This window comes from Geobacillus sp. BMUD (assembly GCF_013096845.1).
GTDB lineage: Bacteria > Bacillota > Bacilli > Bacillales > Anoxybacillaceae > Geobacillus > Geobacillus vulcani.
This window is the reverse complement of record NZ_SDLA01000002.1, coordinates 170,326-183,171: the sequence shown is the minus strand read 5'-3', so window position 1 is coordinate 183,171 and position 12,846 is coordinate 170,326. Positions and strand designations below refer to the sequence as shown.

12 protein-coding genes and 1 other annotated feature are annotated in these 12,846 nt (G+C 54.7%); of the genes, 10 read left to right on the top strand and 2 right to left on the bottom strand.

Annotated elements, in window-relative coordinates:
• Positions 1–179: 179 nt before the first annotated feature.
• Positions 180–2,522 (top strand): endopeptidase La, encoded by a 2,343-nt coding sequence (lon, locus tag ETC05_RS04690; RefSeq protein ID WP_171660467.1) that lies wholly within the window; start codon positions 180–182, stop codon positions 2,520–2,522.
• On the top strand, positions 2,519–3,106 hold the full coding sequence (gene yihA / locus ETC05_RS04685) for a ribosome biogenesis GTP-binding protein YihA/YsxC (protein WP_031407897.1): 588 nt from the start codon (positions 2,519–2,521) through the stop codon (positions 3,104–3,106). The genes lon and yihA overlap by 4 nt, the downstream gene beginning before the upstream one ends.
• A 41-nt stretch (positions 3,107–3,147) precedes the next feature.
• Here yihA and ETC05_RS04680 read toward each other — a convergent pair whose 3' ends face one another.
• Positions 3,148–3,633 carry a LiaI-LiaF-like domain-containing protein gene (locus tag ETC05_RS04680; protein ID WP_031407899.1) on the bottom strand — a complete coding sequence of 162 codons (486 nt, stop codon included), beginning with the start codon at positions 3,631–3,633 and terminating at the stop codon, positions 3,148–3,150.
• A gap of 166 nt (positions 3,634–3,799) precedes the next feature.
• Between ETC05_RS04680 and hemA the strand changes: the two genes are divergently transcribed.
• The 8 genes from hemA to ysxE all read left to right on the top strand — a co-directional run bounded on the left by hemA (position 3,800) and on the right by ysxE (position 12,237).
• Positions 3,800–5,164 (top strand): glutamyl-tRNA reductase, encoded by a 1,365-nt coding sequence (hemA, locus tag ETC05_RS04675; protein WP_031407901.1) that lies wholly within the window; start codon positions 3,800–3,802, stop codon positions 5,162–5,164.
• A 10-nt stretch (positions 5,165–5,174) separates the two neighbouring features.
• Positions 5,175–5,993 carry a cytochrome c biogenesis protein CcsA gene (gene ccsA / locus ETC05_RS04670; RefSeq protein ID WP_031407903.1) on the top strand — a complete coding sequence of 273 codons (819 nt, stop codon included), beginning with the start codon at positions 5,175–5,177 and terminating at the stop codon, positions 5,991–5,993.
• Between the two features lie 15 nt (positions 5,994–6,008).
• Entirely contained in the window at positions 6,009–6,941 is a 933-nt protein-coding gene (hemC, locus tag ETC05_RS04665) for a hydroxymethylbilane synthase (protein WP_031407906.1), read from the top strand.
• Positions 6,938–7,705 (top strand): uroporphyrinogen-III synthase, encoded by a 768-nt coding sequence (locus ETC05_RS04660; protein ID WP_031407908.1) that lies wholly within the window; start codon positions 6,938–6,940, stop codon positions 7,703–7,705. Before hemC ends, ETC05_RS04660 begins: the two co-directional genes overlap by 4 nt.
• Positions 7,706–8,680, top strand: coding sequence for a porphobilinogen synthase (gene hemB / locus ETC05_RS04655; RefSeq protein WP_031407910.1), 975 nt, complete (start codon positions 7,706–7,708; stop codon positions 8,678–8,680).
• A 16-nt stretch (positions 8,681–8,696) separates the two neighbouring features.
• Positions 8,697–9,986 carry a glutamate-1-semialdehyde 2,1-aminomutase gene (gene hemL, locus ETC05_RS04650; RefSeq protein ID WP_171660466.1) on the top strand — a complete coding sequence of 430 codons (1,290 nt, stop codon included), beginning with the start codon at positions 8,697–8,699 and terminating at the stop codon, positions 9,984–9,986.
• Positions 9,987–10,104: 118 nt separating this feature from the next.
• Positions 10,105–11,160, top strand: coding sequence for a stage VI sporulation protein D (gene spoVID, locus ETC05_RS04645; RefSeq protein ID WP_031407914.1), 1,056 nt, complete (start codon positions 10,105–10,107; stop codon positions 11,158–11,160).
• A 48-nt stretch (positions 11,161–11,208) separates the two neighbouring features.
• Complete coding sequence (gene ysxE / locus ETC05_RS04640; protein WP_031407916.1) at positions 11,209–12,237, top strand: spore coat protein YsxE; 1,029 nt, start codon at positions 11,209–11,211, stop codon at positions 12,235–12,237.
• Positions 12,238–12,274: 37 nt separating this feature from the next.
• Here the strand turns inward: ysxE and ETC05_RS04635 are convergent, their stop codons facing one another.
• Entirely contained in the window at positions 12,275–12,463 is a 189-nt protein-coding gene (locus ETC05_RS04635) for a hypothetical protein (RefSeq protein ID WP_011232115.1), read from the bottom strand.
• A 139-nt stretch (positions 12,464–12,602) separates the two neighbouring features.
• Positions 12,603–12,838: a binding site (T-box leader), on the top strand.
• The last annotated feature ends 8 nt before the right edge of the window (positions 12,839–12,846 follow it).

Genomic DNA, 12,846 nt, shown 5'->3' with positions numbered 1-12,846 from the left:
GCTCGTAACCGAGTCGGGCGGTTCGCCCGGCCCCTCTTTTATGTACGGCTTCGGCGCAAGCGGATCGTCGCTGAAGTCGGTTTTTCTTTGCCTGCAGACGGAGTGTCGCGCTCTTTCTCATTCGTCAAATTTTACAAACCCGGCTACCGTACTATACAATAAACGAATAGAAGCGAGAGATGGAGGTGTTCGGCGTGAACGGAAAGAAAAAGGAGACGGTCGTTCCGCTTTTGCCGCTGCGGGGGCTGCTCGTGTTTCCGACGATGGTGCTCCATTTGGATGTCGGGCGCGAGAAATCGGTCAAAGCGCTCGAACAAGCCATGGTCGAGGATCATATGATTTTGCTGACGTCACAAAAAGACGTTGCCATCGACGAACCGGATATGGATGACTTATATAAAATGGGGACGATCGCGCGCGTCAAGCAACTTCTAAAACTCCCGAACGGCACGTTCCGCGTGCTTGTTGAAGGCGTCGCCCGGGCGCTCATCACGGAAGTGATCAGCGAGGAGCCGTACTTTCTCGTCAAAGTTGAAAAGTTTGCCGACCGGGCGGCGAAAGATTTAGAAGATGAGGCGCTCAAGCGGACGATGCTGGAATATTTCGAGCAGTACATAAACTTGTCCAAGCGACTGTCGGTCGACATTTACGCCTCGATCGTCGACATCGATGAGCCGGGGCGAATGGCGGACATCATCGCCTCGCACTTGCCGCTTAAGCTTGAGGAAAAGCAGCGCATTTTAGAAACGATCGACGTGAAAGAGCGCCTCAATAAAATCATCCAAATTTTGCACAACGAAAAAGAAGTGCTCCAGCTTGAGAAAAAGATCAGCGCCCGCGTCAAGCAGTCGATGGAGCGGACGCAAAAAGAGTATTATTTGCGCGAGCAAATGAAGGCGATTCAAAAAGAGCTTGGCGAAAAAGAAGGAAAAACAGGCGAAGTTGAGGAGCTGAAAGAAAAAATTGAGGCGGCCGGCATGCCGGAGCACGTGAAACAAACGGCATTGAAGGAGCTTGACCGTTATGAAAAAATTCCGGCCACCTCAGCGGAAAGCGAGGTCATCCGCAACTACCTCGATTGGCTCATCGCCTTGCCGTGGTCGAAAGAAACGGAAGACATCCACGACATTAAGCGGGCGGAAGCGATTTTAAACGAGGAGCATTACGGGCTCGATCAAGTGAAAGAACGAGTGCTTGAATTTTTATCCGTCAAGCAGCTGACGAAATCGTTAAAAGGCCCGATTCTTTGCCTTGCCGGACCGCCGGGGGTCGGCAAAACGTCGCTCGCCCGATCGATCGCCAAAGCGCTCGGCCGCCGCTTCGTCCGTGTTTCGCTCGGCGGCGTCCGCGACGAATCGGAAATTCGCGGTCATCGCCGCACGTACGTCGGCGCCATGCCGGGCCGCATTATCCAAGGAATGAAAAAAGCCGGTACGATCAACCCTGTCTTTTTGCTTGATGAAATTGACAAAATGTCGAGCGATTTTCGTGGCGATCCATCGGCGGCCATGCTGGAGGTGCTTGACCCGGAGCAAAATCATACGTTCAGCGACCATTACATTGAAGAGCCGTACGATCTATCGAAAGTCATGTTTATCGCCACGGCCAACCATTTGGCGGCGATTCCGCAGCCGCTCTTGGACCGGATGGAAGTGATCCACATACCAGGCTACACAGAAGTGGAGAAGCTGCATATCGCCAAGCGGCATTTGCTGCCGAAACAAATCACCGAGCACGGGCTGAAAAAGGCGGCGCTCCAAGTTCGTGATGAGGCGATGTTGGCTATCATCCGCCATTACACGCGCGAAGCCGGCGTCCGGGAGCTGGAGCGGCAGCTCGCCGCTATCTGCCGAAAAGCGGCCCGCCTCATCGTCTCCGGCGAGAAAAAGCGGGTGGTGATCACAGAAAACAATCTTGAGGAATTTTTAGGGAAGCGAAAATACCGCTACGGCCAGGCCGAAGCGGAAGACCAAGTCGGCGTGGCGACCGGGCTTGCCTACACCGCGTTTGGCGGCGATACGCTTGCGATTGAAGTGTCGCTTGCAAAAGGCAACGGCAAGCTCGTGTTAACCGGGAAGCTCGGCGATGTGATGAAAGAGTCGGCGCAAGCGGCGTTCAGCTATGTGCGTTCGCGCGCCGAGGAGCTCGGCATTGACCCGAAGTTTCATGAAACGTACGATATCCATATTCATGTCCCGGAAGGCGCGGTGCCAAAAGATGGGCCATCGGCCGGCATCACGATTGCGACCGCACTCATTTCCGCGTTGACGGGCAAGCCGGTGAGCCGCTTCGTCGGCATGACCGGGGAAATTACGCTGCGCGGCCGCGTTCTTGCGATCGGGGGGTTGAAAGAGAAAACGTTAAGCGCCCACCGTGCCGGATTGAAAACAGTCATTTTGCCGAAAGACAATGAAAAAGATTTGGCTGACATTCCAGAAACGGTGAAGAGCGACTTGCGCTTTGTGCTCGTCTCCCATCTCGATGAGGTGCTGCCGCACGCGCTGGTGGGGTGGAAGCGATGAATGTGAAGAAAGCAGAGCTTGTGACCAGTGCCGTCAAGCCAGAACAATATCCGGACGGCGGACGGCCGGAGGTGGCGCTCGCTGGCCGTTCGAACGTCGGCAAATCATCATTCATCAACAAAATGATCAACAGAAAAAACTTAGCGCGCACCTCCTCAAAGCCAGGCAAAACGCAGACATTGAATTTTTATTTGATTAACGACTCGTTTTACTTTGTGGACGTGCCCGGTTATGGCTTTGCCCGCGTGTCGAAGCAGGAGCGGCAAAAATGGGGGAAAATGATGGAGACGTACTTTACCACGCGCGAGACGCTTAAGGCGGCGGTCCTGCTCGTTGACTTGCGCCATCCGCCGACGAAAGACGATGTGATGATGTACGAGTTTTTGAAACATTACGAGATCCCGGTGATCGTCATCGCGACGAAAGCGGATAAAGTGCCGCGCGGCAAGCATCAAAAACACGCGAAAATCGCGCGCGAGACGCTGCGAATGGCTGACGGCGACCCGCTCCTTTTGTTTTCCGCGGAGACCGGGCAAGGGAAAGACGAAGCATGGGCGGCGCTTTTGCCGTTTGTGTCCTCATGATGAAAACACCAGCGATTCGGCTGGTGTTTTCACTTTCAAGGCTATTTTCGCCTAGCCCATAATAGATAGACGCCGATGGCGATGAGTCCGAGCGGCCAAAATTGCCAGACAGAGGAAAGACCGGCTTGGACGAGGTGAAAGAACGGCTGGCCGCGCCCGGAAAACGTCAGCACGACAGCGAGAAGCAAAAAAAGCACGCCGAAGCCGGCTCCACCTTTTTGTTTCCGGCTGCTGGCGAAAAAAGCGAGCGCAATGAGGAAAAAAAACATGTTCACGCCGCGGGGCCAAAACGAAAACGCCCCGGAGAGCAACAGCTGGGCGCCAAAGCTAAGCAAAAGAAAGCCGGGGAAAAGGTAAGCATATTCGCGCGCTGCATGCGCTTGGCCGAGCAAAGCTGCCCCGCAAATGGCAAGCAAGGCCGGCCACCCTTGAAAGAAACGGAAAAAGGGTGTTTCCAACTGTCCGGCAAGAAAATACAGCCCGAGGCCGATGAACAAGATGGCGGAGAATACCGTTCGGGTTTTCATGATCGTCGCGTCCTCCGTTTCCCTTTTGGACATGTTTATGATAGAATGATCACTGTCTACAGTTTAGCATAGCTTTAGAGGCATGTTCACAATTTTTTCAAACTGGAACGATGGACGGTTGTGATATAATGATAAAAGGGATTCGGTCAATAAGGGGGTTGGCATCGTGCAAATCGTAGTCGTTGGCGTCGACTATAAAACCGCCCCTGTAGAAATCCGCGAAAAGCTCGCGTTTGCCGAAGCGGAACTCGGTGCGGCGATGAAACAGCTCGCCAAGCAAAAAAGCGTGCTCGAAAATGTGATCGTCTCGACGTGCAACCGGACGGAAGTTTATGCAGTGGTCGATCAACTGCATACCGGCCGTTACTATATCAAAGCATTTTTAGCCGAATGGTTTGACGTTGGAGTGGAAGCGATTGCTCCGTATTTGCGTGTGCTTGAAGGAGAGGCGGCCATCCAGCATTTGTTCCGCGTGGCAGCCGGCCTTGATTCGATGGTGCTTGGGGAAACGCAAATTTTAGGGCAAGTGAAAGACAGCTATTTGCTCGCTCAAGAGGTCGGGACGAGCGGCACGATTTTCAATCATCTGTTCAAGCAGGCGGTGACGTTTGCCAAACGCGCCCACTCGGAAACGGGCATCGGCGCGCATGCTGTATCGGTCAGCTATGCGGCGGTTGAGCTGGCGAAGAAGATTTTCGGACGCCTTGCCGGCAAGCACGTCCTGATTATCGGGGCAGGCAAAATGGGGACGCTGGCGGCGCAAAACTTGTACGGCAGCGGCGTCGGCAAGGTGACGGTCGTCAATCGGACGTTTGAAAAAGCGAAACAGCTGGCTAAGCAGTTTGCCGGCGAAGCGAAGCCGCTTGGTGAATTGTCATGCGCTTTGCTGGAAGCGGATATCGTCATCAGCTCGACGGGAGCCAAAGGCTATATTTTGACGAAAGAAATGGTGGCGCCGCTTGAGAAAATGCGCAAAGGCCGCCCGCTCTTTATGGTCGACATCGCGGTGCCGCGCGATTTGGATCCAGCGTTGGCTGATTTGGAAACCGTGTTTTTGTACGACATTGACGATTTGCAAGATGTGGTGGCGGCTAACTTGGCGGAACGGCAAAAGGCAGCGGCTCGCATTGAAAGGATGATCGAAGCGGAACTTATGGCGTTCAGCCAATGGCTGCAGACGCTCGGCGTCGTTCCAGTCATCGCCGCCTTGCGCGAAAAGGCGCTGGCTATCCAAGCGGAAACAATGAAAAGTTTGGAGCGGAAACTGCCGCATTTGTCGGAGCGTGACTGGAAAGTGTTGAATAAGCATACAAAAAGCATTATTAACCAGCTGCTTCGCGATCCGATTTTGCAGGCGAAGGAACTCGCCGCCGGCCCGAATGCCGAGGAGGCGCTTCAGCTGTTTATGAAAATTTTCAATATCGAAGATGCGGTGAAATCCGAGCGGCATATGCAGCAGGCAAAATCCGTGCAGCGCGATGAACAAGACGCGGAAGCGGTCCGTGCCGCCCGCCCATCATGGCAGCTGTAAGGTGGGATGGATGGTGGCGCTGTTGTATGAGCTGTCCATTTTGCTTTACATCGCCTCGATCCTTTTCTACTTCATCGATTTTTTGCAGCAAAACCGGAAGGCGAACGACATCGCCTTCTGGTTGCTTTCTATTGTTTGGCTTTTGCAGACAGTGACGTTTGTTTCTCGCATCATGGAGACGAAGCGCTTTCCGATTTTAACAGTGTCGGAAGGGCTTTATTTTTACGCCTGGCTTCTCATTACGCTGTCGCTCGTCATCAATCGGCTGCTGCGCGTAGATTTCATCGTTTTTTTTACCAATGTGCTGGCGTTTTTTATTTTGGCCGTTCATACGTTCGCACCGTCTTCCCAGTCGCCGGCTGTTGCAGAGCGGCTCGTTTCGGAGCTGCTGATCATCCACATCACCCTTTCGCTCGGAGCGTATGCGGCGTTTACCCTGTCGTTTCTGTTTTCGGTGCTTTACATGTTGCAGTACAGTTTGCTGAAAAAGAAAAAGTGGGGGGCGCGTCTTTGGCGCATGGCGGATTTGTCGCGGCTTGATTTTTTGTCCTATGTTTTAAATGTGCTCGGCTTGCCTATGTTGTTATTAGGGCTCATTCTTGGCGTGATTTGGGCGTACATTCAAATCGACCATTTCCATTGGTATGATGCGAAAGTGCTCGGGTCGTTTGTCGTTCTTCTCGTCTATGGCGTCTATTTTTACAAGCGAGCCGTCCGGCAGATGCAAGGAAAGGCGATCGCGCTATGGAACATTGGCTCGTTTTTATTTTTGCTTGTCAACTTTTTCTTGTTTGGCAGTTTGTCAAAATTTCATTTTTGGTATTCATAATTGAGGTGGAACGAGATGCGGAACATTGTCGTTGGCTCGCGGCGCAGCAAGCTTGCTTTGACCCAGACGAAGTGGGTGATCAACGAGTTGAAACAGCTTGGGGCGCCGTTTACGTTTGAAGTGAAAGAAATCGTCACGAAAGGCGATCGGGTGCTTGATGTTACGCTCTCGAAAGTGGGGGGCAAAGGGTTGTTTGTGAAAGAGATCGAGCACGAATTGCTCGCCGGCGGCATCGATATGGCGGTCCATAGCATGAAAGATATGCCGGCTGTGCTGCCCAAAGGTTTAGTGATCGGCGCGGTGCCGCGCCGCGAAGATGCGCGCGATGTGCTCATCAGCAAGCAAAACCGCCCGTTGTCCGACTTGCCAACAGGAGCGGTTGTCGGCACGAGCAGCCTGCGCCGCTCGGCGCAGCTGCTTGCCTATCGCCCGGATTTGACGATTAAGTGGATTCGCGGCAATATTGATACGAGATTGGCGAAACTCGAGAACGAAGATTACGATGCGATCGTGTTAGCGGCGGCGGGTCTTGCGCGCATGGGCTGGAGCGATGAGGTGATCAGCGATTATTTGCCGCTTGACGTCTGCGTTCCAGCGGTCGGTCAAGGGGCGCTCGCCGTCGAGTGCCGCGAAGAGGATGAGGAATTGCGTGAATGGCTCAACCGACTGAACGACGAGCAAACCGAGCGGGCTGTTCGGGCGGAGCGCGCTTTTTTGCAACAAATGGAAGGCGGCTGTCAAGTGCCGATTGCCGGTTACGCCGAAGCAGACGGCGGCATGGTGCGCCTCACGGCCCTTGTCGCTTCACCGGATGGCAAAGAAAGGTATAAAGAAATCGTCACCGGCGCTGATCCAGAAGCGGTCGGCCGGCAGGCGGCCGCGATGCTCAGCGATCAAGGGGCGAAAGCGCTCATTGAGCGAGTAAAAGAGGAGTTGAGTCAATCATGACATACAGCGCGCTCGTTGGCAAAACGGTGCTCGTGACGCGTGGCAAGGAGCAGGCGGCATCGTTTTCTGCCAAGCTGCGCGCTGTCGGCGCCGTGCCGGTCGAGATCCCGCTCATTGCCATCCGACCGACGGCGCCGGAAGAAATCGCCGCTGCGGCTGGGCGGCTTGGTGAATATCGTTGGCTCATCTTCACGAGTGCCAACGCTGTTCGCTTCTTTTTTCCACATGTTTCATTGCCGCGTCCACTGCCGGAGATGGCTGTCGTTGGGCGGAAAACGGCGGCGGCGCTCGCCGAATACGGCCTTTCCCCGGCGCTCGTGCCGGACGATTACACGGCTGAACGGTTGGCTGACTTGCTTATGCCGCACGTCAAACAAGGCGATCGAGTGCTGTTTGTCAAAGGCAATTTGGCTCGTCCGACCTTGTCTGAGGCGTTGCGAAGCGCCGGCGCTGTCGTCGACGAACTCACGGTGTATGAGACCGAGCCTGATGAAAGCGGCCGGGAGCAGCTATTGGCGCTTTTGCACAGTCGGAAGATTGATGTGGTGACGTTGATGAGCCCGTCGGCGGTCGACAGCCTTGCCCGCCTTCTCGATCAAGAAGCGGACGCCCTTCTTTCCGGTGTTGCGGTCGCCTGCATTGGGCCGGTGACGAAAGAAGCGGCTGAACGGGCGGGCATTCCAGTCCATATTTGTCCGACGGATTACACGACCGATGGTATAATGGAAGCGATGGAACAATATTTTTCCATGGAGGGACGATGAATGGCACTGTCATTTGACCGCCATCGCCGTCTGCGGCAAACGGCTGCGATTCGGGCGATGGTGCGTGAGACGCATCTTCGCGTCGAGGATCTCATTTATCCGCTGTTTGTAGTCGAGGGAAGCGGCATGAAGCGGGAAGTGCCGTCGATGCCAGGGGTTTATCATTTGTCGCTTGACCGTTTATCTGAGGAAATGGACGACATCGCCAGGCTTGGCATCCCTGCCGTCATGGTGTTTGGAGTGCCAAATGAAAAAGATGAAGTCGGTTCACAGGCGTATTGCGACACAGGGATTGTTCAGCGGGCGATCCGCCAAATCAAAGCCGAACACCCAGATCTAGTCGTCATTGCCGATACGTGTTTATGTGAATATACGAGTCACGGCCATTGCGGCGTTGTCGAAAACGAGCGCGTGCTGAACGATCCGTCGCTTGATTTGCTTGTCAAAACAGCTGTCAGCCAAGCGCAAGCCGGCGCTGACATCATCGCGCCGTCGAATATGATGGACGGTTTTGTGGCCGCCATTCGCCAAGGGCTTGATGAAGCAGGGTTTGAGTATGTGCCGATCATGTCGTATGCGATCAAATACGCGTCGGCGTTTTACGGTCCATTCCGCGATGCTGCCGACAGCGCACCGCAGTTTGGCGACCGGAAGACGTACCAAATGGATCCGGCCAACCGCCTTGAGGCGTTCCGTGAAGCGGAGTCGGATGTCAAAGAAGGCGCTGATTTCTTGATGGTGAAGCCAGCTCTTGCGTATATGGACATCATCCGCGACATCAAAAATCGTTTTCCGCTTCCGCTTGTCGCCTATAATGTGAGCGGCGAGTATGCGATGGTCAAAGCGGCGGCACAAAACGGTTGGATCGATGAGAAACCGGTCGTCATGGAAATGTTGACAGGGATGAAACGGGCGGGCGCGGATTTGATCATTACGTATTTTGCTAAAGATGTCGCCCGCTGGCTGGCGGAATAAAGAGGAGGACGGAATGATGCGGAGCTATGAACGGTCAAAGGCAGCATACGAAGAAGCGGTGAAATTGATGCCAGGCGGGGTGAACAGCCCGGTGCGCGCCTTCAAGTCGGTCGGGATGACGCCGATTTTTATGGCGCGCGGCCAAGGAGCGAAAATTTACGATATTGACGGCAATGAATACATCGATTATGTGCTGTCATGGGGTCCGCTCATTTTAGGGCATGCCAACCCGCAGGTCGTGGAAGCGTTGAAGCGCGTGGCGGAACAAGGCACGAGTTTTGGCGCTCCGACATTGCTTGAAAATGAGCTCGCTAAGCTCGTCATCGAGCGGGTGCCGTCCGTCGAGGTTGTGCGCATGGTCAACTCCGGCACCGAGGCGACGATGAGCGCCCTCCGTTTAGCGCGCGGCTATACGAAGCGCAACAAAATTATCAAATTTGAAGGCAGCTACCATGGCCATGGCGATTCGCTGCTCATTAAAGCCGGCTCTGGCGTGGCGACGCTCGGCCTGCCGGACAGCCCGGGCGTGCCGGAGTCGATCGCCCAGCATACGATCACCGTGCCGTACAACGACTTGGACAGCGTCCGCTATGCGTTTGAGCGGTTTGGCGAAGACATCGCCGCGGTGATCGTCGAACCGGTCGCCGGCAACATGGGCGTCGTTCCGCCAGTGCCTGGCTTTTTGGAAGGGCTGCGCGAGGTGACGAAACAATACGGCGCTTTATTGATTTTTGATGAGGTCATGACCGGATTCCGCGTCGATTACCATTGCGCCCAAGGGTATTACGGCATTGAGCCGGATTTGACGTGCCTTGGCAAAGTGATTGGTGGCGGCTTGCCAGTCGGAGCGTACGGGGGCAAAGCCGAGATCATGGAGCTTGTCGCGCCGAGCGGCCCGGTGTACCAAGCCGGCACGCTTTCCGGCAACCCGCTCGCCATGACGGCCGGGTACGAGACGCTCCGCCAGCTGACGCCGGAAACGTACGAAGAGCTTGGCCGCAAAGCGGCGCGCCTTGCGGACGGTCTTCATCAGGCGGCGGAGAAGTACGGCATTCCGCATACGATCAACCGCGCTGGATCGATGATCGGCTTTTTCTTCACGAACGAGCCGGTGGTCAACTACGAGACAGCGAAAACGTCCGACTTGAAGCTGTTTGCCGCCTATTATCAGGAAATGGCGAATGAGGGTATTTTCCTGCCGCCGTCGCAATTTGAGGGGCTGTTTTTGTCGACGGCGCACAGTGATGATGATATTGAATATACGATTGCCGCTGCTGAGCGGGTGTTTGCCCGTCTGCGTGGATAAGGAAAGGGGCTGCCGACGGTCGGCAGCCCAATTTTTTATCATACCGCCTCTTTTCCGTTCATACAATGGATAATGTCATAGAAACCATTTGCCGAAGGGACGGAAGGAGGAGGCCCGGTTGGAGCAATCGTATTTGCGTTTTTCATTGGAAGAATCGGTCTGGTTTAAAAGAGGACAGGAAGTCGCCGAGTTTTTATCCATTTCTCTTGATCCGGTCATTTCCGTCGATGAGTACGACCAATATATTACGATCCGCGGCGCGCTTGAGTTGAGCGGCGAATTCCGCCAAGCGGACGAAGGGCAGGCCGAAGCGGATGACGACGTGTTTGAGCTGGCCAGCTATCGGTTCATTCAGCACATTGCGGTGCGCGAAGACGGGATCAGCGAACTGTCGCACCGGTTTCCAATCGATATTACGATTCCAAAAAACCGCATTCGTTCCCTTGAGGATGTATACGTGACGGTTGAATCGTTTGATTATGATTTGGATGAAAACGGAAGATTGCTGATCACTGCCGACATTTCGATCAGTGGGATCAGTGAAGCGCCGCTTGACGATGATTTGCCGGACGATGAGGAGGACGATGAGCCGCTGTTTGCCCCGTTTGAATCGATCGCCCGCAAGGAAGCGGCCGGTGAGGAAGTGTTTGCTTCGGCGGATGATCTCGCCGATGAGGCGGCTGAACAGCCCGCGTTTGCCGCCGACGAAACGCCGGTCTCCGTCATGGAGCCAGCCGCTATGCGCCATGAAGAAGCGGAGGCTGAGGAAGAAGAGGAGGCCAAAGAGCCGTTTTTGCCGCTCGAGACGGAAACGAAGGCGGTCAGCGCACAGACGGAGGAAGACATCGCTTCATTGCTGCCGCCAACTGAGGCGAAAGTATCGATCGGGGCGGCGAAAAAGGTGGCAGAGGAAGAAGAGGAAGAAGAAACGAAAACAAAAAGCGAAAATGCGCTTTACTTGACGAAGCTGTTTGCGAAAAGCGAGGCAGAAGAGTTTACGAAACTGAAAATTTGCATCGTCCAGCAAGGAGATTCATTGGACAAGATTGCCGAACGGTATGATGTGACCGTCTCGCAGCTTTTGCGCGCCAACGATTTGGAAGGCCCAGATGACGTGCACGAGGGGCAGCTGCTCTATATTCCGGCCATGGCGGGAAGCCGTCCTTTCTCATGAAAGGAACGCTTTCCGTTTCTTTTGCCGATCAGTAAGGGGGCGTAACGAATGGCCGCACAGGCTGACCGATATGAGGCTGTGCTCGCCCAGTACGGTCTTCGTCCAGAGCGCATGGAGCAGCGAGGCAAAGCCGTCAAGGTATACACGAACCGCGGTGTTTTCGCCTTAAAGCCGCTTGAAAGCGAGCAAGAAGCCGCTGCTATTTGGCAGTCTCTGCAACATGGCGGCCGCCGCTGCCTCCCATTGTACTTTACGCAGCAGCGGTCGCTGTTTGCCACAGAAGGCAGGCGCCTTTATTATTTGCAAGCATGGCATGACGGCGAATCGAAGGTAGAGAAGGATGTGATCCACACCTTTTTTCGCGAACTCGCCCGCCTCCATCGCGCCACCGTCCGCACGATCGAGGTGGGTGAGGAAGAGGCGGCGGCGTACCGAAAGCAAAAAAGGGACGAATGGCAACGGACGCGAGCCGTATGGGAAGAGCGGGTCGAACGGTACGAAGCGGCGTGGTACATGTCACCGTTTCAACTTCAATGTTGCACCTATTTTCATGAGGTGATGCGCGCGTACGCGTTTGCTGAGGAGCGGCTCGATGCCTGGGAAGAGACGCTGAAAGAGACGAAGCAATGGCGCATCGCTTGGGTGCATGGCAAAGCGCGTCTCTCCCACCATCTCCCGCCGTATTGGATCAGTTGGGAGCGGGCGCATTGGAATTCACCGCTCTTTGACGTGATCGCCGCTCTCCGTTTTCACGTGCGAACGATGCCGCCGCTGGGGCGCGAGTGGCTTGAAGGGATGGAGGAGTACGAGAAGGAGCTGCCGCTGTCCGACGGGGAGCGGGCGTTTTTATACAGCCATTTGGCGGAGCCGCGCGGGTTTGTCCGTTGTTTGGAGCGATATGAGGCCGCTTCGCGGAACGAGCGGAACGAGCGGGAATATGTGACCGCGCTGCAACGTTGTTACTGGGCGTTCAAAAACATGGAGGCCGTTGTCATGCATCTTGTCCAACGCGACGCCGCGCAGCAGGAAGAGGCGATGGATAATGAACAGCCGGCGGATGAAAGCAGCAATGGTTAAATGGATTTTGAATCCAGCCCAACAAAACGGCGTCGCACTAAATCCATTCCAAATGGAGCGCCACCGCAATGAAAACGAAGATGGCCAATAAAATGACATCAAACGTTGTTGGCAGAAAAATGGTGCGGATCGCTTGAAAAATGGTGAGCGGGATGATCACTTGGGCGCAGACGGCGCGTACTTGCCGAAGCCACGGCGGCCACGAATACGGATTGAATCGCCGCATCGACATTCCCTCCTTCTCCGGTTTACTATACAATATGAAATGTGCGATGGTTTGTCACCAAATGCACACGGATGGAATAAATAAATAAAAACTTGGCAAAGATGATGGACAATGGTAGTATAATAATCGAACGATGACGACAAAAGCGAAGACGGGGAGGAGTACAGCGGTCCGCGCCTGCAGAGAGGGAAATCAGAAGCTGCGAGATTTCCTAGGATGACGGCTGCTGGAAGGTCGCCCTTGAGCTGCTTCTTTGAACGGCGCTGCCGCCAAGTAGAGGAAGCCGGCATCATGCCGTTATGCCAATGAAGCGCTTAAGCCTCCAGGCTTAAGAAAAAAGGTGGTACCGCGAAAGCAGCTCCTTTCGTCCTTTTCGGATGAAA

Bases quoted from the DNA above. Each gene is read 5' to 3' on its own strand.
- lon (WP_171660467.1), top strand. From the start codon at position 180: ATGGAGGTGTTCGGCGTGAACGGAAAGAAAAAGGAGACGGTCGTTCCG.
- yihA (WP_031407897.1), top strand. From the start codon at position 2,519: ATGAATGTGAAGAAAGCAGAGCTTGTGACCAGTGCCGTCAAGCCAGAA.
- ETC05_RS04680 (WP_031407899.1), bottom strand. From the start codon at position 3,633: ATGAAAACCCGAACGGTATTCTCCGCCATCTTGTTCATCGGCCTCGGG.
- ccsA (WP_031407903.1), top strand. From the start codon at position 5,175: ATGGTGGCGCTGTTGTATGAGCTGTCCATTTTGCTTTACATCGCCTCG.
- hemC (WP_031407906.1), top strand. From the start codon at position 6,009: ATGCGGAACATTGTCGTTGGCTCGCGGCGCAGCAAGCTTGCTTTGACC.
- ETC05_RS04660 (WP_031407908.1), top strand. From the start codon at position 6,938: ATGACATACAGCGCGCTCGTTGGCAAAACGGTGCTCGTGACGCGTGGC.
- hemB (WP_031407910.1), top strand. From the start codon at position 7,706: ATGGCACTGTCATTTGACCGCCATCGCCGTCTGCGGCAAACGGCTGCG.
- hemL (WP_171660466.1), top strand. From the start codon at position 8,697: ATGCGGAGCTATGAACGGTCAAAGGCAGCATACGAAGAAGCGGTGAAA.
- ysxE (WP_031407916.1), top strand. From the start codon at position 11,209: ATGGCCGCACAGGCTGACCGATATGAGGCTGTGCTCGCCCAGTACGGT.
- ETC05_RS04635 (WP_011232115.1), bottom strand. From the start codon at position 12,463: ATGCGGCGATTCAATCCGTATTCGTGGCCGCCGTGGCTTCGGCAAGTA.